Source organism: Streptomyces sp. NPDC005799 (genome assembly GCF_040630525.1).
In the GTDB taxonomy this organism is placed as follows: Bacteria; Actinomycetota; Actinomycetes; order Streptomycetales; family Streptomycetaceae; genus Streptomyces; species Streptomyces griseorubiginosus_B.
In genome coordinates this window covers 1-21,126 of sequence record NZ_JBEXXQ010000026.1, presented here as the reverse complement: position 1 = coordinate 21,126, position 21,126 = coordinate 1, and the positions used below count along the sequence as shown (strand labels likewise).

General features: G+C 71.2%; 20 protein-coding genes and 1 pseudogene. 3 read left to right on the top strand and 18 right to left on the bottom strand.

Annotation, left to right across the window (positions count from 1 at the left end; translation table 11 throughout):
• Positions 1 to 7: 7 nt before the first annotated feature.
• From ispG to ABZ453_RS24855, 16 genes are all read right to left on the bottom strand, one after another.
• Positions 8 to 1,165 (bottom strand): flavodoxin-dependent (E)-4-hydroxy-3-methylbut-2-enyl-diphosphate synthase, encoded by a 1,158-nt coding sequence (gene ispG, locus ABZ453_RS24930; protein ID WP_359017835.1) that lies wholly within the window; start codon positions 1,163 to 1,165, stop codon positions 8 to 10.
• A 4-nt stretch (positions 1,166 to 1,169) separates the two neighbouring features.
• Positions 1,170 to 2,192, bottom strand: coding sequence for an adenosyl-hopene transferase HpnH (hpnH, locus tag ABZ453_RS24925; protein WP_133042090.1), 1,023 nt, complete (start codon positions 2,190 to 2,192; stop codon positions 1,170 to 1,172).
• A gap of 5 nt (positions 2,193 to 2,197) precedes the next feature.
• Positions 2,198 to 2,839, bottom strand: a complete 642-nt coding sequence (locus ABZ453_RS24920; protein ID WP_359017833.1) for a 1-hydroxy-2-methyl-2-butenyl 4-diphosphate reductase — start codon at positions 2,837 to 2,839, stop codon at positions 2,198 to 2,200.
• Positions 2,839 to 4,839, bottom strand: coding sequence for a squalene--hopene cyclase (shc, locus tag ABZ453_RS24915; protein WP_359017831.1), 2,001 nt, complete (start codon positions 4,837 to 4,839; stop codon positions 2,839 to 2,841). Before shc ends, ABZ453_RS24920 begins: the two co-directional genes overlap by 1 nt.
• A 119-nt stretch (positions 4,840 to 4,958) precedes the next feature.
• The gene (locus ABZ453_RS24910; RefSeq protein ID WP_165954752.1) at positions 4,959 to 6,023 is read right to left on the bottom strand and encodes a polyprenyl synthetase family protein; all 1,065 of its coding nucleotides are present in this window, start codon (positions 6,021 to 6,023) and stop codon (positions 4,959 to 4,961) included.
• 71 nt (positions 6,024 to 6,094) lie between these two features.
• Positions 6,095 to 7,522 (bottom strand): hydroxysqualene dehydroxylase HpnE, encoded by a 1,428-nt coding sequence (gene hpnE, locus ABZ453_RS24905; RefSeq protein ID WP_359017829.1) that lies wholly within the window; start codon positions 7,520 to 7,522, stop codon positions 6,095 to 6,097.
• Entirely contained in the window at positions 7,519 to 7,656 is a 138-nt protein-coding gene (locus tag ABZ453_RS24900) for a DUF6380 family protein (protein ID WP_359017827.1), read from the bottom strand. The genes hpnE and ABZ453_RS24900 overlap by 4 nt, the downstream gene beginning before the upstream one ends.
• Complete coding sequence (gene hpnD, locus ABZ453_RS24895) at positions 7,656 to 8,606, bottom strand: presqualene diphosphate synthase HpnD (RefSeq protein ID WP_359017825.1); 951 nt, start codon at positions 8,604 to 8,606, stop codon at positions 7,656 to 7,658. Before hpnD ends, ABZ453_RS24900 begins: the two co-directional genes overlap by 1 nt.
• Complete coding sequence (gene hpnC / locus ABZ453_RS24890) at positions 8,603 to 9,505, bottom strand: squalene synthase HpnC (RefSeq protein ID WP_359017823.1); 903 nt, start codon at positions 9,503 to 9,505, stop codon at positions 8,603 to 8,605. Before hpnC ends, hpnD begins: the two co-directional genes overlap by 4 nt.
• 389 nt (positions 9,506 to 9,894) lie before the next feature.
• Positions 9,895 to 10,683 (bottom strand): ABC transporter ATP-binding protein, encoded by a 789-nt coding sequence (locus ABZ453_RS24885; RefSeq protein WP_359017821.1) that lies wholly within the window; start codon positions 10,681 to 10,683, stop codon positions 9,895 to 9,897.
• Positions 10,676 to 11,605 (bottom strand): ABC transporter permease, encoded by a 930-nt coding sequence (locus ABZ453_RS24880; protein ID WP_359017819.1) that lies wholly within the window; start codon positions 11,603 to 11,605, stop codon positions 10,676 to 10,678. The genes ABZ453_RS24885 and ABZ453_RS24880 overlap by 8 nt, the downstream gene beginning before the upstream one ends.
• A 114-nt stretch (positions 11,606 to 11,719) precedes the next feature.
• A complete protein-coding gene (locus ABZ453_RS24875) occupies positions 11,720 to 12,592 on the bottom strand; it encodes a glycosyltransferase family 2 protein (protein ID WP_359018034.1) in 873 nt (290 codons plus the stop codon).
• A 5-nt stretch (positions 12,593 to 12,597) separates the two neighbouring features.
• Entirely contained in the window at positions 12,598 to 13,377 is a 780-nt protein-coding gene (locus tag ABZ453_RS24870) for a CDP-alcohol phosphatidyltransferase family protein (protein ID WP_359017817.1), read from the bottom strand.
• The gene (locus ABZ453_RS24865) at positions 13,355 to 14,416 is read right to left on the bottom strand and encodes an iron-containing alcohol dehydrogenase family protein (RefSeq protein WP_359017815.1); all 1,062 of its coding nucleotides are present in this window, start codon (positions 14,414 to 14,416) and stop codon (positions 13,355 to 13,357) included. Before ABZ453_RS24865 ends, ABZ453_RS24870 begins: the two co-directional genes overlap by 23 nt.
• Positions 14,404 to 15,156, bottom strand: coding sequence for a phosphocholine cytidylyltransferase family protein (locus ABZ453_RS24860; RefSeq protein ID WP_359017813.1), 753 nt, complete (start codon positions 15,154 to 15,156; stop codon positions 14,404 to 14,406). The genes ABZ453_RS24865 and ABZ453_RS24860 overlap by 13 nt, the downstream gene beginning before the upstream one ends.
• Positions 15,153 to 16,964 (bottom strand): DUF5941 domain-containing protein, encoded by a 1,812-nt coding sequence (locus ABZ453_RS24855; RefSeq protein ID WP_359017811.1) that lies wholly within the window; start codon positions 16,962 to 16,964, stop codon positions 15,153 to 15,155. Before ABZ453_RS24855 ends, ABZ453_RS24860 begins: the two co-directional genes overlap by 4 nt.
• A gap of 277 nt (positions 16,965 to 17,241) precedes the next feature.
• Here ABZ453_RS24855 and galE point away from each other — a divergent pair, with 277 nt between their 5' ends.
• Together galE and idi are read left to right on the top strand one after the other, a co-directional pair.
• A complete protein-coding gene (galE, locus tag ABZ453_RS24850; RefSeq protein ID WP_359017809.1) occupies positions 17,242 to 18,210 on the top strand; it encodes a UDP-glucose 4-epimerase GalE in 969 nt (322 codons plus the stop codon).
• A 536-nt stretch (positions 18,211 to 18,746) separates the two neighbouring features.
• Positions 18,747 to 19,340, top strand: a complete 594-nt coding sequence (gene idi / locus ABZ453_RS24845; protein WP_356766717.1) for an isopentenyl-diphosphate Delta-isomerase — start codon at positions 18,747 to 18,749, stop codon at positions 19,338 to 19,340.
• Positions 19,341 to 19,346: 6 nt separating this feature from the next.
• Here idi and ABZ453_RS24840 read toward each other — a convergent pair whose 3' ends face one another.
• Positions 19,347 to 19,820 (bottom strand): ATP-binding protein, encoded by a 474-nt coding sequence (locus ABZ453_RS24840; protein WP_359018033.1) that lies wholly within the window; start codon positions 19,818 to 19,820, stop codon positions 19,347 to 19,349.
• A 223-nt stretch (positions 19,821 to 20,043) separates the two neighbouring features.
• On the opposite strand from ABZ453_RS24840, the gene ABZ453_RS24835 reads away from it, so the two are divergent.
• Complete coding sequence (locus ABZ453_RS24835) at positions 20,044 to 20,799, top strand: enoyl-CoA hydratase-related protein (protein WP_359017806.1); 756 nt, start codon at positions 20,044 to 20,046, stop codon at positions 20,797 to 20,799.
• Here the strand turns inward: ABZ453_RS24835 and ABZ453_RS24830 are convergent.
• Positions 20,771 to 21,022, bottom strand: a pseudogene (locus tag ABZ453_RS24830) (DJ-1/PfpI family protein); the annotation flags it as partial. The gene ABZ453_RS24835 and the pseudogene ABZ453_RS24830 sit on opposite strands and share 29 nt — an antisense overlap.
• Positions 21,023 to 21,126: the final 104 nt, after the last annotated feature.

Below are 21,126 nucleotides of genomic sequence, written 5' to 3'. Positions count from 1 at the left end.
GTGCTGCTCAACTCACGGTGACGGCCGGCTCCCCCGACGCGACGCCGTCCTGTTCCATCTGCTCGGCGATCTTCATCGCCTCCTCGATGAGGGTCTCCACGATCTTCGACTCGGGGACGGTCTTGACGACCTCGCCCTTGACGAAGATCTGCCCCTTGCCGTTGCCGGAGGCGACCCCCAGGTCGGCCTCCCGCGCCTCACCGGGACCGTTGACCACACAGCCCATCACGGCCACCCGCAACGGGACTTCCATGCCCTCCAGGCCCGCCGTGACCTCGTCGGCGAGCTTGTAGACGTCGACCTGCGCCCGACCGCAGGACGGACAGGACACGATCTCCAGCCGCCGCTGCCTGAGCCCCAGCGACTGAAGGATCTGGATGCCGACCTTGACCTCCTCGGCGGGCGGGGCCGACAGGGAGACCCGGATGGTGTCGCCGATGCCCTGGGAGAGCAGCGCCCCGAAGGCGACCGCCGACTTGATCGTGCCCTGGAAGGCGGGACCGGCCTCGGTCACGCCCAGGTGCAGCGGGTACTCGCACTGGGCGGCGAGCTGCCGGTAGGCCTCGATCATCACGACCGGGTCGTTGTGCTTGACCGAGATCTTGATGTCCCGGAAGTCGTGCTCCTCGAAGAGCGACGCCTCCCACAGCGCCGATTCGACCAGCGCCTCCGGGGTCGCCCTGCCGTGCTTGTGCAGCAGCCGCTTGTCGAGGGACCCGGCGTTGACCCCGATCCGGATCGGTGTGCCGTGGTCCTTGGCGGCCCGCGCGATCTCCTTGATCTGGTCGTCGAACTTCTTGATGTTGCCGGGGTTGACCCGTACGGCCGCGCAGCCCGCCTCGATGGCCGCGAACACGTACTTCGGCTGGAAGTGGATGTCCGCGATCACCGGGATCTGCGACTTGCGGGCGATGGTCGCGAGGGCGTCCGCGTCGTCCTGCGTGGGGCAGGCGACGCGGACGATCTGGCAGCCGGACGCGGTGAGTTCCGCGATCTGCTGCAGGGTGGCGCCGATGTCCGACGTACGGGTCGTCGTCATCGACTGCACCGACACCGGGGCCCCGCCCCCGACCGGCACCGGCCCGACATGGATCTGCCGCGACACGCGCCGCTCGGCGATCGGCCGGGCCGGTACCTCGGGGACGCCCAGGGAGATGGCGCTCACGTCGTCACTCCCGGTTTCCCGCGACCGTCTCGCGCATCGCGCGCAGGGACTCCTTCAGCGACCCCATGGTCGCGAGGACGGCGGTGGGCTCGTAGCCGCAGTGCGCCATGCAGTTGGCGCAGCGCGGGTCCTTGCCGCGGCCGTACTTGTCCCAGTCGGTCTTCTCGATGAGTTCGCGGTACGTCGGCACGTATCCGTCGCTCATCAGGTAGCAGGGTCGCTGCCAGCCGAACAGCGAGTAGTTCGGGATCGCCCAGGCGGTGCACGGGAAGTCGACCTTGCCCTCGAGGAAGTCGAGGAACAGCGGCGAGTGGTTCAGCCGCCACTTGCGCCGGTTGCCGCCCGCGAAGGCCTTCTTGAACAGCTCGCGGGTCTGCTCCACGCCCAGGAAGTGCTCCTGGTCGGGCGCCTTCTCGTAGGCGTAGGCGGGCGAGATCATCATCTCGTCGACCTCTAGGTCGTCGTTGAGGAAGTTGAGCACCTCGATGATGGTCTGCGGGGTGTCGGTGTTGAAGAAGGTCGAGTTGGTGGTGACCCGGAAGCCGCGCCGCTTGGCCTCCTTGATCGCCTCCACGGCCTCGTCGAACACGCCCTCCTTGGCCACCGACTCGTCGTGCCTCTCCTGCAGACCGTCGATGTGCACCGTGAAGGCGAAGTACGGGGAGGGCTTGAACTTGTCCATCTTCTTGCGCAGCAGCATGGCGTTGGTGCAGAGGAAGACGTACTTCTTCTTGGCCACCAACTGCCGCACGATCTCGTCGATCTGAGGGTGCATCAGCGGCTCGCCGCCGGCGATGGACACCATCGGCGCACCGGACTCCAGCACCGCGCCCACGGCCTGCGCGACCGGCATGCGCTGCTTGAGCACGCCCGCCGGGTGCTGGATCTTGCCGCAGCCCTCGCACTTCAGGTTGCATGCGAAAAGAGGTTCCAGCTCCACGATGATCGGGAACTTGTCCCGCTTGCGGAGCTTCTGTTCGGCCAGGTAAGTAGCGACCTTGATGGACTGACGCAGCGGCATGGCCATCTGGCTCACCTCCGGGGGAGCAGCAAAGAACGGTGCCATTCGAAAAAAGCGGGAAGTACGGAACGAAGGACGCGGAAGGCTGATATTCCACCGCGCACCGTGCCGATCCGGACGAGTTCATGTTCAGGAGCGTCCACGACCACCCGTACGGCCGCAACCGGGCGCTCGCCGGTGCGCACGGCGCTCAGGAGCGTCGCCGCCGATTCCATGTCGACCGCGATCGCGCCGGTCGCGAGCAGATCCGACCGTTCCTGAGCGCGGACGACGTGATCGGAGCCGGTGAGCGGCCCGGTGTGGACGGTGCGGCCGGGCACGGCGCGCACCAGTGCCTCGACCAGCAGCTCGGTGCCGACGCACGGGACGGTCCCGCGCGGATGCCGGGTCTCCTCGGCGACGACCAGGTCACCGGGGTGCATGCCGGGAGCGAGCCCGGCGCAGAAGCCGGTGGCCAGCACGGCGGCCCCGGCGAGCTGCGGCCGGGACAGCACCCGGGTGGTGGAGACCTCGGCCGCCTCGGGCCCCATGCCGGTGCGCAGCACGGTGACCGGCCCGCCGGCCCCACCCCGGTCGCTCGTGCGCAGGGCGAAGCGTTCGATGCCGAGCGCGCAGGCGATCAGCAGCGGGGCGGGGGCGGGCTCGATGGTCATCAGCCCCCCTTGCCGACGGCTGCCACCACGGACGGCTCTCCGTGGACGTACCGGCCGAGGGCGGTCAGCGGGAAGACCTGCCGGTAGAGGTGGTAGTTGATGGAGAAGTCCCAGGGGAAGCCGGTTCCGGTGAAGTACGGCTCGTCCCAGGAGCCGTCCTCGCGCTGGGTGGCCGCGAGCCATGCGACGCCGCGCTCGACGGCCTTGGACTCCTGCTCCCCCGCCGCGAGCAGGGCCATCAGCGCCCACGCGGTCTGCGAGGCGGTGGAGGCGCCCTTGCCGCTCCACTTCCTCGCGTCCTGGTAGGAGCGCAGGTCCTCGCCCCAGCCGCCGTCGTCGTTCTGCACCGACTCCAGCCAGGCGACCGCACGGCGGATCGCCGGGTGCGAACCGGGGAAGCCGGCTGCGACGAGGGCGGGGACGACGGACCCGGTGCCGTAGACGTAGTTGACGCCCCAGCGCCCGAACCACGAGCCGTCCGGCTCCTGTTCGGCCAGCAGCCACTCGATGCCGCGCCGGGTGCGCGGATCGTGGGAGAGGCCCTCGACGGCCAGCATCTCCACCACATGGGCGGTGACGTCGGCGGACGGCGGGTCGATGACCTCGCCGAAGTCGCAGAACGGCAGCCGGTTGGGGAAGGGACTGGTGTTGTCGACGTCGAAGGCGCCCCAGGCGCCGTTCCTGGACTGCATGCCGAGGTTCCAGCGCACCCCGCGCCCGATGGCCTTCTCCACCCGCTCCGGGTCGTGATGCCTGACCCGGCGCAGCGCGAGGACCACCTCGGCGGTGTCGTCGATGTCGGGGTAGTTGTCGTTGTGGAACTCGAACGCCCAGCCGCCAGGCGGCAGTTGAGGTCGCTTGACGGCCCAGTCGCCGGGCCGGACGATCTCCTCGCCGAGCATCCAGTCGGCGGCCTTGACGAGTTGCGGATGGTCGGCCGGAACGCCCGCGTCGGCGAGGGCGATGGTGGCGAGGCAGGTGTCCCACACCGGTGACTGGCAGGCCTCGATCATCCGGGCCCCGTCCTCGCGCCACACCGCGAAGCGGTCCAGGGACGCCAACCCCTCGCGCAGGACCGGGTGTTCGAGGTCATAGCCGAGCAGATACAGGGCGATGACCGAGTAGACGGCCGGCGGCTGGATGCCGCCCCAGCAGCCGTCGTTCTCCTGCCGCTCGATGATCCAGCGGGCCGCGGAGTTCATCGCCGCCCCGCGCAGCCGGCGCGGCACGACCTTGCGCAATCGGTGCAGCGCCTTGTCGAGACGCTGGAAGGCGCCGTCCCAACTGGCCACCGGGGCAAGGGGTCTGGGCGGATTGGGCTGGGCCGGGTCGGTGTGCAGTTCGTCGAGCGGGAAGGGCGCGGGCCGCACCGGCCGCTTCGCGGAGACGATCGTCAGCGGGACGATGGTCTGCCGGGCCCAGCACCCGAAGTCGTAGATGTTCAGCGGCATCCACTGGGGGAAGTAGATCAGCTCCGGCGGCAGTTCGGGCAGGTCCTCCCACTTCCACCAGCCGAACAGGGCGAGCCAGATCCGGGTGAAGACACGGGCCGCGGCGATGCCGCCCTGGTCCCGGATCCAGGCGGAGGCCTTCGCCATGTGCGGGGCGTCCGGCTCGTCGCCGGCCAGGCGAAGGGCGACGTACGCCTCGATGGTGGTCGACAGTTCGCCGGGTCCGCCGTGGAACGTGGCCCAGGTGCCGTCCGGGCGCTGCTCGCCGCGGATGAAGAGTCCGGCGGCGTGCCGCGTGGAGTCGTCGAGGATGCCCAGGAACTGCCGCAGCAGCAGGTCCTCGGCGTCCATCGTCACATTGGTCTCGAGGTCGCCCTTCCACCAGCCCTGGGCGTCCTGCCGCGACAGCAGGAAGTCGGTGGAGCGTTGCACTGCGCGTACGGCGGCGTCGCGTACCCCCGCCGCCACGGGGGTGGTGCTGTCGGTTTCGCTGGCCGAGGCAGCTCGGGGCGACACGGCCCCGGTGCTTCCGTCGGTCGTCGCTGTCATGGCTTCCCCTTCGTGCAGTCGTGCGAGTCGTGCTGCTGTGGGTCCGCCGTCGGCCGGTGCCGGAAACCTCCTGCCGGCACCGGCCGGCGACTACGCGAGGGCTGTTCGACCGATAATGATCATCTCTTCCGTACGACGACGAAGTCGGCGAGCGCCGCGAACCGGTCCCGTACCGGGTCGGGCATGTCGATGGCGTGCAGGGCCTCCACGGCGACCGTGTGCTGACGGCGGGCCTCCTCGGCCGTCCACTCCCGGCCGCCCGCCTTCTCGATGAGGGCGGCGCGGGCGGCGAACTCCTCCTCGGAGAAGTTCTCGAAGTCGCTGCTCTTGGCGTCTGCGGCGAGGATCTCGCCGAGCCGCTCGGAGGCCGGGCCGCCGGCCGCGAGGGCGGCCACCACCGGCAGGGACTTCTTGCGCTGGCGCAGGTCGCTCCAGGTCTGCTTGCCGGTGGAGACCGGGTCGCCCCAGATGCCGAGCAGGTCGTCGACGGCCTGGAAGGCGAGGCCGAGGTGGTAGCCGTACTTCTCCAGCGTGTCGGCGGTGCGGTCGTCGGCGCCGCCGAGCACCGCGCCGATGGAGGAGGCGCAGGCGAGCAGGGCTCCGGTCTTGTTGCCCTCCATCTCCAGGCACTCCTCGACGCTGACGCGGTCGCGGTGCTCGTAGGAGATGTCCTGGGCCTGGCCGTCGATCAGGGCGCGGGTGGCGGTGGTGAGGCGTCGGGTGGCACGGCCGGCCTCGACCGAGCCGAGTTCCAGGAGGACCTCGTTGGCGAGGGCGAACAGGGCGTCGCCGACGAGGATCGCCTGGGCGGGGCCGTGCACCTTCCACACGGTGTCGCGGTGGCGGCGCTGTTCGTCGCCGTCCATCAGGTCGTCGTGCAGCAGGGAGAAGTTGTGGACGAGTTCGACGGCGACGGCGCCGGGGATGCCGACCTCGGGCGCGGCGCCGGTGACCTCGGCGGACAGCACGGCGAGGGCGGGGCGCACGGCCTTGCCGCCGTCGCCGTCGGCGGGGTTGCCCTGCGCGTCGATCCAGCCGAAGTGGTAGGCGGAAACGGTGTCCATGGGAGGGGCCAGACGGTCCACGGCCGCCCGCAGTACCGGTGTGGCAAGGGTCCGGCCGCGCTCCAGGAGCGCGGTCACGTCCACTGCGGTCGCTCGATCGGCCGTCTCGGCCGGGGGCACAGTGGGCACAGTCTCTCCTCTTGTTGCGGTACCGGGGGTGCGGGGGCCGCCTGCCGCGTGCTGGTCGAGCATCAGGCCGCCTCCTCGAAGTCGAAGAGGTGGCGGGGGCGGGGCCGGCCCAGGGCGGTGAGCGCGGCGTCCGCCGCGCTCACACCGCTGCGGACCGCACTCTCCATGGTCGCGGGCCACCCGGTGGCGGTCCACGCTCCGGCCAGGTAGAGGCCGGGGGCTTTCGTACGGGCGCCGGGCCGCAGCCGTCCGACGCCGGGGGTCGGAGCGAACGTCGCCGTGCGCTCCCTGGTCACGAAGAAGTCCCGCACCACGGCGCCGCGGGTACCCGGAAGCAGTCGCTCCAGTTCGGGCAGGTAGCGCTCGCGCAGCGCCGCGACCGGTTCGTCGATCTCGTCCCGTGCCGCCGACTGCGACAGCGCGAGGTACTGGCCCTCGCGCAGCCCGGAGGCGTCGGTGCGGTCGAAGACCCACTGCACCGGGCTGCCGAGGGCCGCGAAGAAGGGCTTCGTGAGCACCTTGCGGTCGTAGACGACATGGACGTTGAGGATGGGCGCGGTGCCGATGCGCAGAAGATTTTCCGGAGCGTCGAGCGCGCCCTCGGGCAGCAGGTCATGCGCCTCGCGCTGGGGTACGGCGAGCACGACGGCGTCCGGTGTGAACGTCTCGCCGGGAACCTGAACGCGCGGGTTCCCGTTCTCGTCAGTAGAGATGGAGGTGACGCGTGTACGGACCTCGGTACGCACGCCCGCGGAGTCGAGCGCCTTGCGGGCCAGCCGGTCGTGCAGTTCGCCCAGCGGGACGCGAGCCCATCCGATGTCGGCCGCTCCCGGGTCGGACAGCAGACCGGTCTTGAACACCATCGCGGCGAGCCCCAGCGAGGCGTCGCCCGCGACCGCGTTGAGGGTGGCGACCCCGACCAGGTCCCACAGGGCCTCGACGGCACGCGCCGACTGACCGTGCGCGGTCAGCCAGCTGCCGAAGTCCTGCGTGTCCAGGGTCGGATCGGCGAGGTCGAGCCCCTTGAGCGCGAGCGCGGCACGGCCCACCCTGGCGCGCTCGGCGAGCGAGAGATGCGGATACGTCGCCAGGCTGCGCCCCAGGTGCAGCGGCACCGGCAGGGCGTCGCGCCGCAGCCTGCCCAGCCGCCGTCCTTCGGGCTTCGCGAGGTCGAGCACCGGCACGTCGAGACGTTCCTGCAGCGGTGCGAGCGCCGTCGCCTCGATCCGGTCGAGGAACCAGCGGTAGGCGGTGCAGCAGCGCAGATAGACGTGCTGTCCGTTGTCGACGGTCAGGTCGCCGCGCTGGAAGGAGAAGGCGAGCCCGCCCAGGCGCGGCCTGCCTTCGAGCAGGGTGACGCGTACGCCGGCGTCGGCGAGGGCGAGGGCAGCGGTGATGCCGGCGAGACCGGCGCCGATCACGACGGCGTCCCGCCCGGGTCGTCCCGGGATGTCGGCGACCAGTCCCTCGGACCGCGTGCCGTCGTTCATCGTGCGCCCTCCCCTGCGCGACCGCCGTGCTGGAACCGTGCACGGTCGGCCGTCGCAGTCAGGGACGCCGTCTCCCGGCGGAGGGTTGCGTGCCGCTTTTCTCCGCCCGCATCACCTTGGACCGGATTGTCCATCAGGCGCGCCTCCTGACGGTCCGCCGTGTCACGTTCCGGGCGTCCAGGCCGGACAGCCCGCGCACGGCGACGTAGGCCTTCTCCCGGCCGGGCAGCGAGACCCGGCCGCGCAGCACGGCCTCCGGGTCGCGCTCGATGCGGTCGAGCAGCCGGCGGTAGATGCCGGCCATGGCGGCGACACAGGCGCCGCTGCGCCGGTCGAGCATGGGCAGCAGCCGGTAGCCCTCGGCGAAAAGGGCGCGGGCCCGGCGCACCTCGAAGTGCACGAGGCCCGCGAAGTCGGAGCCCTCCGGCGGGGTCGGGCCGTCGAACCCGGCCGAGCAGCCGAACTTCGCGAGATCGTCGGAGGGCAGATAGGTGCGGCCGCCCTCGGCGTCCTCGCGGATGTCTCTGAGGATGTTCGTCAGCTGCAGCGCGAGGCCCAGGGTGTCCGCGTACTCCGGGGCGCGCTCGGCGCCGCGCGCCCCCGGTTCCGTACCGAACACGCCGAGCGAGAGGCGGCCGATCGCGCCCGCGACACACCGGCAGTAGACCTTCAGGTCGTCCCAGGTCTCGTAGGTCTCGCCGCGCACGTCCATCAGCACGCCGTCGATCAGCTCGTCCAGGCCGCCGAGCGGGACCGGGAAGGCCTCGGCGGCGTGCGCGAGGGCGACCGCGACGGGATCGATGTCGTCCTCGGCGACCTCCCCCTCGCGCACCCGGGTCAGCAGCGCCCGGGTGTCCTCGAGTCTCGCCGCCTTGACCTCGTCCGCCAGGTCACCGTCGCCGATGTCGTCGACGCGCCTGGAGAACGCGTACAGCGCCGACATCGCACGCCGCTTCGGCGTCGGCAGCAGTCTGATGCCGTACGCGAAGTTGCGCGCCTGATGTCCGGTGACGGCCTCGCAGTAGCGGTAGGCGGCGAGTACCGGTGCGGACACGTGTTGTTCGAACTCCACGCTCCGGATCACCCCTCTCCTCGCAGAGTCACGCCCACCTCGCGCAGCAGCTGGACCTTGCCGGGCTTGGGCGGGCCGGGAAGTACGTCGTATTCGGCGGCGGCGATCGCGCGGACCGCCGCCCTTCCCCCCGCCACGAACCCCGCGAGCAGCAGCTTCAGCCTGCCCTGGACGCTACCCACCAGGGGAGCGCCTTCATTCAGGAGAACGCGGGCGCGTTCTGCTTCGTATGCGACCAGTGCGCGCACCGATGCGCCCGCGGTGGCCGTGGCGAGATCCGCCTCCTGGACATGGAACCGCTTCATGTCCTCGGCGGGCAGATAGATACGGTCGCGACCCAGGTCCTCGGCCACGTCCTGCAGGTGTTCGACGATCTGGAGTGCGGTGCAGATCGCGTCGGAGAGGCGGATACGCTCGGGCGTCGAGGTGCCGGTGACGGACAGCACCAGACGGCCGACGGGGTTGGCCGACAGTTCGCAATAGGCGAGCAGGTCGTCGTAGGTCTCGTAGCGGCTGACCAGCTGGTCCTGGCGGTTGGCGGCGATCAGTGCGCGAAAGGGCTCGGGGGTGAGCGAGCGGCGGCGGACCGTGGGCCGCAGCCGGCGCAGGAGGGGGTGGCGGGGTTCCCCGGAGAAGACGCGGTCCAGGTCGGCCTCGAAGGCGTCCAGGAGGAGCAGCCGGTCCTCGGCGTCGGCAGGCGACACGCCGAGCAGCCTGGCGTCGGCGCCGCCGGGGGCGAGGTCACCGTCGCCGATGTCGTCGACGAGGCGCGCGAAGCCGTACACGGCCATGAGGTCGTCTCGCCAGGCCCGGGGCAGGAAGAAGGGGGCCACGGGGAAGTTCTCGCCCGCGGCCTTGTCGAGCGTGCCGCGCTCCGTGTCGAAAGAGCGCGACGTGCCGGTTCCCGTCACCGCTCGCTGCCCGGGGCGGGGACGGCACAGGCTGCTGCGTTGAGCTGGGGAGTTTCCGTAGCCATTGCCGTCACATCTCCCGTTCTACACCGCTGACCCAATACACACTATTTCGGACACGCCGCCCGGCCGTCCGTGCGACTGTCCCGCTTGAGGGTGTCGCGCATTATCGCCCCACTTTGCCGCGTTTCGGGACCGGTACAGCTTACGTTGTACAACGCAGCGAGCTTCCCTGGGGTGTCCTGCACATCACAACAACACACCGATTGGTGTCAAGATTCCTAAGGCGAGCCCGAGTTGACGTTTCCTTTGCAGACGCCGGGCCCCGCCGCTGGGGTTGCGGCGGGGCCCGGCGATCCGTCTGGCAGTTGTGTCCAGGCGGAAGTGGACTACTTGCCCGTGAACTTCTCGTACTCCTTGAGGACCTCTTCGGTCGGTCCGTCCATGCGCAGCTCGCCGCGTTCCAGCCACAGCACCCGGTCGCAGGTGTCGCGGATCGAGTTGTTGTTGTGGCTGACCAGGAACACCGTGCCGGCCTTCTTGCGCAGCTCGCGGATGCGTCCCTCGGAGCGCTTCTGGAACTTGCGGTCGCCGGTGGCCAGTGCCTCGTCGATCATGAGGACGTCGTGGTCCTTGGCGGCGGCGATGGAGAAGCGCAGCCGGGCCGCCATACCGGAGGAGTAGGTCCGCATCGGCAGGGTGATGAAGTCGCCCTTCTCGTTGATGCCCGAGAAGTCGACGATCTCCTGGTAACGCTCCCTGACCTGCTCGCGGGACATACCCATGGCGAGGCCGCCGAGGATGACGTTCCGCTCGCCCGTCAGGTCGTTCATCAGGGCCGCGTTCACGCCCAGCAGGGACGGCTGGCCGTTGGTGTACACCTTGCCGCTCTCGGCGGGCAGCAGCCCGGCGATGGCGCGCAGCAGGGTCGACTTGCCGGAGCCGTTGGAGCCGATCAGGCCGACGGCCTCCCCGCGGTAGGCGACGAAGGAGACGCCCTTGACGGCGTGCACCTTGCGCACCCCGCGCTCCTCGCCACGCTTGAGGATGCGGCTGAGGGCGGCGGTGGCACTGCCCTTGCCGGTCTTGGCGCCGTGCACGCGGTAGACGATGTGCAGCTCGTCCGCGATGACGGTGGGGATCCGCTCCCCCTGCTGCTCGGTGCTCGGCTCAGCCACGGCCGTACCTCTCCTCCGCCTTCCAGAAGTACACGAAGCCGCCCAGGGCGAACAGCGCGGCCCAGCCGCCGGCGACCGCCCAGACGTGGTCGGGCAGGTTCTCGGCGCCGTAGCCGTCGATCAGGGCGAAGCGCATCAGGTCCATGTAGATCGCGGTGGGGTTCCACTGCAGGACGTTCGCCAGCCACTGCGGCTTGTCGGCCAGCATGACGGGGATGGAGAACATCACGCCGGACGCGTACATCCACGTCCGCATCACGAACGGCATGAGCTGCGCGAGGTCGGGGGTCTTGGCGCCCGCCCGGGCCATGATCAGCGCGAGCCCGGTGTTGAAGAGGAACTGCAGTGCCAGCACCGGGACGATCAGCAACCAGGACAGGTCCGGCAGGCTGCCGAAGCCGGCGGCCACCGCGAACAGCACGATCATCGAGAAGAGCAACTGCTGGAGCTGCTGCAGGGCGAAGGAGATCGGCAGCGAGGCGCGCGGGAAGTGCAGCGCCCGCACCAGGCCGAGGTTGCCGGAGATCGCCCGCACGCCCGCCATCACCGAGCTCTGCGTGAAGGTGAACACGAACACGCCCGTCACCAGGAACGGGATGTAGACGTCGCGCGGCAGACCGCGGTTCGCCTTGAGGATCAGACCGAAGATGAAGAAGTACACCGCGGCGTTCAGCAGCGGGGTCGCCACCTGCCACAGCTGGCCCAGCTTCGCCTGGCTGTACTGCGCGGTCAGCTTCGCGCGGGAGAAGGCCATGATGAAGTGACGCCGGTCCCAGAGCTGGCGGACGTACTCGGCGAGGGAGGGGCGGGCGCCGCTCACGCTCAGCCCGTACCGTGCGGCGAGCCGGCTCGCCGGGAGGCCCTCGTCGGGCGACACGGCCGCGCCGAGGGCGACCCTGTCGTCGTGCGTTGTCTCACTCACTGGTGGATAACCTTCGTCTTCGTGATGCCCGGCCTGTGCGGGCACGTCATCAGCCCGGTACCCCGATGGGGCCCGAACGCTCTCGGGAACGCCCGCTCCTCAGGAACGAGCTTGTCAGATCACAGGGGGCCGGCCCAGTCGGGTCAGCCGCCACACGGTACGCCACTTCATGGGCCGGCGCGGGCCGCACGGGGTGCTCCAGCCCTCCCGGAACCCGCCGAACCAGGCCCGCAGCGCGGGCCGCGAGGGGCGGCGGACCAGGGTGAGCAGCATCCACACCCCGAGGTAGACCGGGACGAGGGGCGCGGGGAGGTTGCGGCGGGCGAGCCAGACCCGGTTGCGGGCGACCATGCGGTGGTAGACCGCGTGCCGCGAGGGGGTGGTCGTGGGGTGGTACAGCACCATGTCGGACCGGTAGTCGATCATCCAGCCCGCGTCGAGGGCCCGCCAGGCGAGGTCGGTCTCCTCGTGGGCGTAGAAGAACTCGTCCGGCAGTCCGCCGACCTCGGCGAAGACCCGGGTGCGGACGGCGTTGGCGCCGCCGAGGAAGGTGGTGACCCGGGAGGAGCGCATCGGGTCGGCGGCACGCAGCCGCGGGACGTGCCGGCGCTGGGTGACCCCGGTGTCGGGGTCGGCGATGCGGAAGCTGACGATGCCGAGCCTCGGGTCGGCCGCGAAGGCCTGCCGGCACAGCTCGGCGGTGTCGTGGCCCGCGAGCAGGCCGTCGTCGTCGAGGAACATCAATATGTCGACGTCGCGGCCGCCGGGGCCGAAGGCCTCGATGCCGACGTTGCGGCCGCCGGGGATGCCGAGGTTCTCGGGCAGCTCTATCGTCCGGACGCCGTCCGGGACCTCCGGCACGGGCGAGCCGTTGCCGACCACGACCACCTCGACCGGATCGCCGTCCTGCTTGGCGACCGAGTCGAGCAGGGCGCGGAGTTCGTCGGGGCGGTTGCCCATCGTGATGATGACCGCGCCGACCTTCATGCCGCTCACTTCAGCCTGCTGGAGGCGAGGATGGACACCAGGTGCAGCAGGGTCTGCAGCAGGGCGACGCCGGCCAGGACGGCCACCCCGAGCCGGGAGAAGAACAGGTCGCCGCGCGCCTGGTCGACGACCGCCAGCACCAGGATCAGCAGGGACGCCTCGATACCGAGGATCAGCCGGTGGAACTTGAAGGCCGCGGCGGCCCGGCGGGCCAGTGCCATGCCGGAGGAACGCATCTCGGCGGCCGCCTCCTTGACCGGCGGCAGACCGCCCTGGTGCCGGGCGACCTGGACCAGGTCGGTCTCGGCCTTGATCAGGATGGCGCCGAGCGCGGCCAGCGTGCCGAGGAACGCCCACAGCCAGTCGATACGGCCACTGCCCCACAGGTCGGCGGCGCGCAGCCCGAAGCCGACGAGCACGGCGGCGTCGGTGAGGTAGGCGCCGACCCGGTCGAGGTAGACACCGTTGAGGGAGTACTGCTTCTTCCAGCGCGCGATCTCGCCGTCGACGCAGTCCAGCAGCAGATACATCTGGACGCAGAACACGCCGAGCACGGCGCCCGGGATCCCCGGCACCAGGAGCGCCGGGGCCGCGAGCACGCCGAAGACGGTCATCAGGTACGTGAGCTGGTTGGGCGTGACCCTGGTGTTCACCAGGTAGCGGTCGATCCGCAGGGACACCTCACGCATGTAGAGGCGTCCCATCCAGTGCTCACCGCTGCGCCGGTCCTTGACCCCAGCGGGGTGGACGACCGGACGGAGTTCAGCTACCGATGGCCTTGACATAGTCGGCGTAGATGTCCTTGATCTGGTCGGTTGTGAGGTCGAGGTGTTCGAGGATGGTGTAGCGGCCGGGCCGGGTCTCCGGCGCGAACTCCACGGCGCGGACGAACTCGTCCACCGTGAAGCCGATCTCCTCCGGCAGCACCGGAAGCCCGTGCCTGCGCAGCACCTCGGCCATGTCGGCCGACTCCTCGTGCGCGCCCCGCAGGAACATCGCGAAGGCGGCACCGAGGCCGCACTGCTCGCCATGGCTCGCCGCGCGCTTGGGATACAGCAGGTCGAAGGCGTGGTTGATCTCGTGACACGAGCCCGACGCGGGGCGTGAGTCGCCCGAGATGGACATGGCCACACCGGTGAGGACCAGCGCCTCCGCGAGCACCTGGAGGAAGCCGTTGTCACCGACTCCGCCCGGGTGCCTGAGCACCGCCTCGCCGGCCTGGCGGGCCATGGCCGCGGCGAGACCGTCGATCTTCTCGCCCTTGACCCGGTTGGCCAGCTCCCAGTCGGCGATCGCGTTGATGTTGGAGATCGCGTCGCCGATGCCCGCGCGCACGAACCGCACCGGGGCCTCGCGGATGACGTCGAGGTCGATGACGGCCGCTATCGGGTTGGGCACGCCGTACGATCCGCGGCCGGCGTCGTTGTCGAGGGTGGCGACGGGCGAGCACAGACCGTCGTGCGCCAGGTTCGTCGGTACGGCGACCAGGGGCAGCCCAATCCGCGCCGCGGCGAACTTGGCACAGTCGATGATCTTGCCGCCGCCGAGCCCGACGACGGCGTCGTAGTGGCCGGCCTTCATCTCGCCGGCCAGCCGGATCGCGTCGTCGAGGGTGCCCCCGCCGACCTCGTACCAGGTGGCGCCGGGCAGTGAGGGCTCCAGCCGCTCGCGCAGCCGGGCCCCGGAGCCGCCGCTGACGGCGACCGCCAGCCTGCCGGAGTGCGAGATGCGCTCGTCGGCGAGCACACAGGCCAGGTCGTCGAGGGCACCCGCGCGGATGTCCACGACGACCGGTGAGGGAATCAGCCTCGTCAGTACTGGCACGCGATCTCCCGTCCGCGGGCGAGATCGTCGTGGTTGTCGATCTCGACCCACTTGACGTCGCCGATCGGCGCCACGTCGATCCGGAAGCCGCGGTTCACGAGGTCCTGGTACCCGTGCTCGTAGAACTGCTGCGGGTCGCTCTCCCAGACGGTCTTCAGGGCGTCGGCCAGCTCCGGTGCGGCGTCGCCCTCGATGAGGGTGACGCCGATGTACTCGCCGGTGGCCTCGGCGGGGTCCATCAGCTTGGTGATCCTCGTCATGCCCTTGTCAGGGTCGACGACGACCTTCATCTCCTCGTCGGCGAGGTTCTTCACGGTGTCCAGGGCCAGGATGATGCGCCGGCCCTCGCCGCGCGCGGCGAGCAGGGTCCTCTCGACGGAGACGGGGTGGACCGTGTCGCCGTTGGCGAGGATCACCCCGTCCTTGAGGGCGTCACGGCCGCACCACAGGGAGTAGGCGTTGTTCCACTCCTCGGCCTTGTCGTTGTCGATGAGGGTGAGCTTGAGGCCGTACTTCTGCTCCAGGGCCGCCTTGCGCTCGTACACGGCCTCCTTGCGGTAACCGACGATGACGGCGACCTCTTTCAGGCCGATCTCGGCGAAGTTGCCGAGGGTCAGGTCGAGCACCGTGATCGAGTCCTCTATGCCCGCGGGCCCCACCGGCACCAGCGCCTTGGGCAGGCTGTCGGTGTAGGGGCGCAGACGCCGCCCGGCGCCCGCCGCCAGCACGAGGCCGATCATGCGGTTTCTCCTTCGTCGTGTACGGCGGGCGCCCCAGCGGACACCCAGAAGCGGATGCTCTCGACGAGCACCACCAGGGCGACGGCCACGGCGAGGACCGTGAGCGCGACCTTGAACTGCGAGGCGGTGAGCGCGGCGGCCAGGACCGTGACGAGCAGCGTCCGTCCCTCGTGTCCCCCGACGGCGCGCACCAGCCAGGCCGGGGGCGCTCCGGCGTTGCCACGGATGCGGTACACCGTGTCGTAGTGATGGTAGGCGACGGCGGCCACCAGCCCGAAAGCCGCGGGCAGCACTCCGTTTACCCCGGATTCGGCCGCCAGCACCAGGACGGTGCCGTACTCGGCGGCGCGGAGGACGGGGGGAACGAGCCAGTCGAGGGCGCCTTTGAGGGGACGGGAGACGGCGGCGGCGGAGAGCAGGACGTAGCCGGCGGCGGCCAGTGCGGTGGGCCAGGCGGCGCCCCGGAGTGCGGCGGAGATCACTACGAGGAGACCGCCGGCGACGGCACTTACGGGCGCGGGGACGCGGGGGGCGACCCGTGCCGTCAGTCCGGCGAGGGGCCCGCTGTCCGCGAGGTCCGCCAGCGCCCGCGCGGCCCGGTCGGTGCGCCGTGCCTTGCGCGTCAGCGACCGCAGCACCCGGCCCGCCGTGGTGTAGGTCGCCGCGAACGCGCAGCCGACGAGCAGGGCGTAGAAGGTGATCCGGGGAGTCGTGGCCGCCGTGAGGACCGCGATCATCGCCCAGCGCTCGCCGATCGGCAGCACGATCATGCGCCGTGCCCACACCGTCCAGCCGACGCCGTCGAGCTTGCCCGAAAGAGCCGCCGTGGGGCTGGTGTTGGCGGTGGCGTCGTGGTTGGCCTCGTTGAAGGAGAAGTCCACGACGTGCCGGCAGGTCTGCAGGACCATCGCGCCGAGGGCCAACGCCCATACGTCGTCGCCGTTGCGGGCCGCTCCCAGCGCGAGCCCCGCGTAGTACGCGTACTCCTTGATCCGGTCGAAGGTGGCGTCCAACCAGGCGCCCAGCGTGGAGTACTGCAGGGAGTAGCGGGCCAACTGGCCGTCGGTGCAGTCCAGTACGAAGGACGCGATCAGCAGGACGCCGGCCGCGACGAACCCGGGCCGGGTGCCGGTGGCCGCGCACCCCGCCGCGATCAGCGCGGTGAGCAGGGAGGCGGTGGTGACCTGGTTGGGGGTCAGTCCGCGGCGGGCGCACCAGCGGGCGATGTAGCGGGAGTAGGGACTGATGAAGAAGGTGGTGAAGAAGCCGTCCCGGGACTTCACGGCCGACTTCAGGCGTACGGCCTCGTCGTCGACGGCGGCGACGGCCTGCCGTGCTTCGTTGCGGTCCTGCGGGTCGGCGGGGACGGCGGCGACCAGGCTGCCGAGTTCGGGGCGGTGCACCTCGGTGCCGTCGTCGGCCAGGGCGGTGACGACACGGTCGGGGAGGCTGTCCACGGCCAGGGCCGTACCGCCGCCGGTGGAGTTCACCGCGGCCCCGCCGCCCGTCGAGTTCTCCTCGGCCAGGGCTCTGATGAGGGTCGCCCGGCCCTCGGGCTGTGCGGTGACGGCGCCGGGGACGGCGGCGAGGGCGAAGCGCGGGTCGGTCAGACCGAGGCGCAGGGCGTGCGGATGGCCGACGAAGCGGGCGTCGACGAGGGCCACCCGCTGGTCGTGCGGCGCCTGGGCGACGAGTCGCTCGGCGTCGGCGGCGTCGACGGCGGTCCGTACGTCGAAGCCGAGGGACCGCAGATCGCCCTCGATCGACGATCCGGGGACCGGCTGACCGGTGAGGATGGCGGTCGACAACCGAACTCACTCCCTGGGTGCCGACGCGGGGCGCCGGTCATGTGCACGGGTGGGGCGCCCCTTGGCGGCACCAGGCGGGCGGCATGTCGGCAGAGGCTATCGGATGCCCGGAGTACGCCGTTCACCGGCCGTTCATGAGCCGATCAACGCCCTCTCCCCCGGCCTTTGCCGCGATCATCATCGGTGATCCGGGGTCCTGCCCACAAACCGCGCTTCGCAGACCGGGCATCCCGGACATCGGGTTCGCCCCCGCGGCCTCGGCATAGGGTGGGCGTCCATGACATGGCTGATCACAGGCGGGGCGGGATACATCGGGGCCCATGTGGCGCGGGCGATGGCCGGGGCCGGGGACACGGTCGTCGCCCTCGACGACCTCTCGGCCGGGTACCCCGAGCGGCTGCCGGCCCACGTCCCGCTCGTCGAGGGATCGGCGCACGAACCCTCCCTTCTCAAGCGGGTGTTCGCCGAGTACGACGTGACGGGCGTCGTCCATCTCGCCGCGCGCAAGCAGGTCGCCGAGTCGGTGGCGCGGCCCACCCGTTACTACGAGGAGAACGTCGGCGGACTCGCGAGGCTCCTGGAGGCGACCGCGGAGGCGGGGATCAGCCGGTTCCTGTTCTCCTCCTCGGCGGCCGTGTACGGCGACCCGGACGTGGAGCTGATCACGGAGGACACCCCGTGCGCCCCGGTGAACCCCTACGGCGAGACCAAGCTCACCGGTGAGTGGCTGGTGCGGGCGGCGGGCCGGGCGCACGACATCGCGACGGTGTGCCTGCGCTACTTCAACGTCGCGGGGTCCGCCGCGCCCGAGCTGGCCGACACGGGTGTCTTCAACATCGTGCCGATGGTCTTCGACCGGCTCACCCGTGACGAGGCCCCGCGGATCTTCGGCGCCGACTACCCGACACCGGACGGCACCTGCGTCCGCGACTACATCCATGTCGCCGACCTCGCGGAGGCGCATCTGGCCGCGGCGCGCCGCCTGGAGGCGGGCGCGAGCGGCGATCTGACGGTCAACATCGGTCGCGGCGAGGGCGTTTCCGTGCGCGAGCTGATCACCGTCATCGGCGAGGTGACCGGCGACGACCGCGCCCCGGTGGTCGAGGGCCGCCGCCCCGGCGACGCGCCTCGCGCCGTCGCCTCCGCCGCGCGGGCCGCACAGGAACTGGACTGGACGGCCCGGCTCGGGGTGCGGGAGATGGTGGAGTCCGCCTGGCGGGGCTGGCAGCACCACCACGGCGCATGAACCGGCCTCCGACTCGTCTGCGCCGCACCTTCCAGCGGGAACCGGCCGGCCATGCGGAACACGAGGCGGGCCGTGCCACTGAGGCCGGTGGTGCGCCCCCGGAGCGGAACGCAGCCATCCGGCGCGCACGCGCGTCCTTAAGGGTTCCTTTCACTATGAGCGTCCGATGAGGTCGCGTGGTCTGGTGCCGTGCATCGCAAGGCGCCGGAGCGCCCTCGATGGGGTCCCCCGCTCGAGCGAAGCCGAGAGTGGGGGAGGAGCCACGTGGGCGTTTCGGCAACGCGGCGAGGTGCGGTGCCAGACCGCGCGACCCGGACGGGCATAGTGAAAGGACCCCTAAGCCCCACAGCCCCACCCCGGACGGTTCCCCGCCGACCGCACCGGGCACGATCACCTACCGGGCCCCTCGTCCGGCGTCGACCGGTGACGGCCGTGGCCCGCGGAGCGCGCGGGACATGCGGGCGTGCCGGGAAGTGCCGGGAGTGCCGGATTCGTGCGGCACACTTGGGGCGCGAAGACCGATGCGAAGGATGGGTATGCCGATCACACCTGCCACCGCGACGCACAGTCCGTCGAACGGCACCGCAGACGCGATCCTGCTGGAACTGGTCGACGAGGACGGCGTCACGATCGGCACCGCGGAGAAGCTCGCCGCCCACCAGCCACCGGGCCGGCTGCACCGCGCCTTCTCCGTCTTCCTCTTCGACGAGCACGGCCGGCTGCTGCTGCAGCAGCGGGCGCTCGGCAAGTACCACTCCCCCGGTGTGTGGTCCAACACCTGCTGCGGCCATCCCTACCCCGGAGAGGCCCCCTTCGCGGCGGCGGCCCGGCGGACGTTCGAGGAGCTGGGGGTCTCCCCGTCGCTGCTCGCGGAGGCGGGCACGGTGCGCTACAACCACCCGGACCCGGACTCGGGCCTGGTCGAGCAGGAGTACAACCACCTGTTCGTCGGCATGGTGCAGTCCCCGCTGCGGCCCGATCCGGAGGAGGTCGGCGAGACCGCCTTCGTGACCCCCGCCGAGCTGGCCGAACGGCACGCCAAGGACACCTTCTCGTCCTGGTTCATGACCGTGCTCGACGCGGCCCGCCCGGCGATCAGGGAGCTGACGGGCCCGTCGGCCGGCTGGTGACGCCCGTCAGGGCACCCGCAGGGGCTTGAGCGGCAGGGCGGCCCAGATCACCTTGCCGCCGCCCGCCGTGTGCTCGACGTCGCACACCCCGCCCGCCTCCCGGGCGACCTCGCGGACCAGCAGCAGACCCCGGCCACCGGTCTGCCCGTGGTCCGCCTCCAGGGCGGTGGGACGGTAGGGATGGTTGTCCTCCACGGACACCCGCACCCACTCGGCCCCGACGGCGACCTCCACGGCGAGCATCGGCGACAGCAGCGCCGCGTGTTTGACGGCGTTCGTGACCAGCTCCGAGACGATGAGCAGCAGACCGTGCGCCAGATCGTCGGAGACGGGTACGCCCTGGCGGTGCAGCAGGTCCCGCACAGCGTGCCGGGCCTGCGGGACCGACGCGTCCACGGCGGGGGCGGTGAACCGCCAGACGCCCTCGTAGGGCAGTGGATCCGGCGGCTTTGGACCGGACCCGCCCCCGTGGTTCTCCATCGTCCGGTCGCCACCCTCGCGCTCGATTGTCACCACACGTCGAGTGTTGGTAACGAAACGCATCGCTCCCGAGTACTGAACAGAAGTCAGCGACTATCGAGCGTTCGTGACCGTCCGCGCGCGAGCCGGGCGGTTCTCGGACCGCTCCTGTCGCCCCAGGGTGTCGTAACTCTCGCCGATCCCTTCTTGATCACGCACACGGCGTGCCGGTTAGCATCCGGCCATGGAGCCCCAGCTGCTGCACACCGTCGCCGACGCGGTCGCCACGGTCGTCATCCGTCATCCGGCGAAGCGCAACGCCATGACGGCGGCGATGTGGGCGGCCCTGCCGCCGCTGCTCGACACCCTCGCCGCCGACCCGGAGGTCCGTGCGCTGGTGCTCACGGGAGAGGGCGGGACGTTCTGCGCCGGGGCCGACATCTCCACGCTGCGGGAGTCGCCGGAGGAGGCACAGCGGCTCGCGGTGCGGGCGGAGGAGGCCCTGGCGGCGTTTCCCAAGCCGACCCTGGCCGCGATCCGCGGGCACTGCGTGGGCGGCGGGGCGCAGCTGGCGGGCGCCTGCGATCTGCGGTTCGCCATGGAGGGCGCGCTGTTCGGGGTGACGCCGGCGAAGCTCGGGATCGTGTATCCGGCCTCCTCCACCCGGCGGTTGGTGTCGCTGGTGGGACCGGCGACCGCCAAGTACCTGTTGTTCTCCGGAGAGTTGATCGACACCGGGCGGGCGCTGCGCACCGGCCTGGTGGACGAGGTGTTGCCCGAGGGCGAACTCGCCAAGCGGGTAGCGGAGTTCACCCGGATCCTGGTCTCCCGCTCGCAGCTGACACAGGCCGCGGCGAAGGAGTTCGTCAGCGGGCGGACCGACCGGGACGCGCACTGGAGCGAGCAGGCCCGCGCCGGCGGCGACACCGAGGAGGGGGTCGCCGCGTTCCTGGAACGCCGTCAGCCGCGCTTCACGTGGTCGGCTCCTGGCCGAGGATGAACCGGCTGCGTGAGCGCATGAGTCCGACGACGTCCGCGGGCGCCTTGTGCGGGGAGCCCGCGTCGTAGGGCGGCTGCGGGTCGTACTCGATCCCGAGCTGCACGGCCTGCGCGACGAAGTCACCGGCGATACGGCCCAGCAGGGCGAGGCCCATGTCGATGCCGGAGGAGACCCCGGCCGCGGTGACGTACTTGCCGTCCGTCACCACCCGCTCCCCCGTCGGGGGGGGGGCGGGGCCCGGTGGCGCGGGCCGGGGGGGGCCGGTGGGGGGGGGGGGGGGGCCCCCCCCCCCGCCCCCCCCCGGGCGGCGGCGGGGGCGGGGGGCCC

Excerpts from the sequence above, each read along its gene's own strand:
- hpnH (WP_133042090.1), bottom strand. The coding sequence starts at position 2,192 with ATGGCCATGCCGCTGCGTCAGTCCATCAAGGTCGCTACTTACCTGGCC.
- ABZ453_RS24920 (WP_359017833.1), bottom strand. The coding sequence starts at position 2,839 with ATGACCATCGAGCCCGCCCCCGCCCCGCTGCTGATCGCCTGCGCGCTC.
- hpnE (WP_359017829.1), bottom strand. The coding sequence starts at position 7,522 with ATGAACGACGGCACGCGGTCCGAGGGACTGGTCGCCGACATCCCGGGA.
- shc (WP_359017831.1), bottom strand. The coding sequence starts at position 4,839 with ATGACAGCGACGACCGACGGAAGCACCGGGGCCGTGTCGCCCCGAGCT.
- galE (WP_359017809.1), top strand. The coding sequence starts at position 17,242 with ATGACATGGCTGATCACAGGCGGGGCGGGATACATCGGGGCCCATGTG.
- idi (WP_356766717.1), top strand. The coding sequence starts at position 18,747 with ATGCCGATCACACCTGCCACCGCGACGCACAGTCCGTCGAACGGCACC.
- ABZ453_RS24870 (WP_359017817.1), bottom strand. The coding sequence starts at position 13,377 with ATGTCAAGGCCATCGGTAGCTGAACTCCGTCCGGTCGTCCACCCCGCT.
- ABZ453_RS24875 (WP_359018034.1), bottom strand. The coding sequence starts at position 12,592 with ATGAAGGTCGGCGCGGTCATCATCACGATGGGCAACCGCCCCGACGAA.
- ABZ453_RS24900 (WP_359017827.1), bottom strand. The coding sequence starts at position 7,656 with ATGGACAATCCGGTCCAAGGTGATGCGGGCGGAGAAAAGCGGCACGCA.
- ABZ453_RS24840 (WP_359018033.1), bottom strand. The coding sequence starts at position 19,820 with ATGGAGAACCACGGGGGCGGGTCCGGTCCAAAGCCGCCGGATCCACTG.
- ABZ453_RS24835 (WP_359017806.1), top strand. The coding sequence starts at position 20,044 with ATGGAGCCCCAGCTGCTGCACACCGTCGCCGACGCGGTCGCCACGGTC.
- ABZ453_RS24860 (WP_359017813.1), bottom strand. The coding sequence starts at position 15,156 with ATGATCGGCCTCGTGCTGGCGGCGGGCGCCGGGCGGCGTCTGCGCCCC.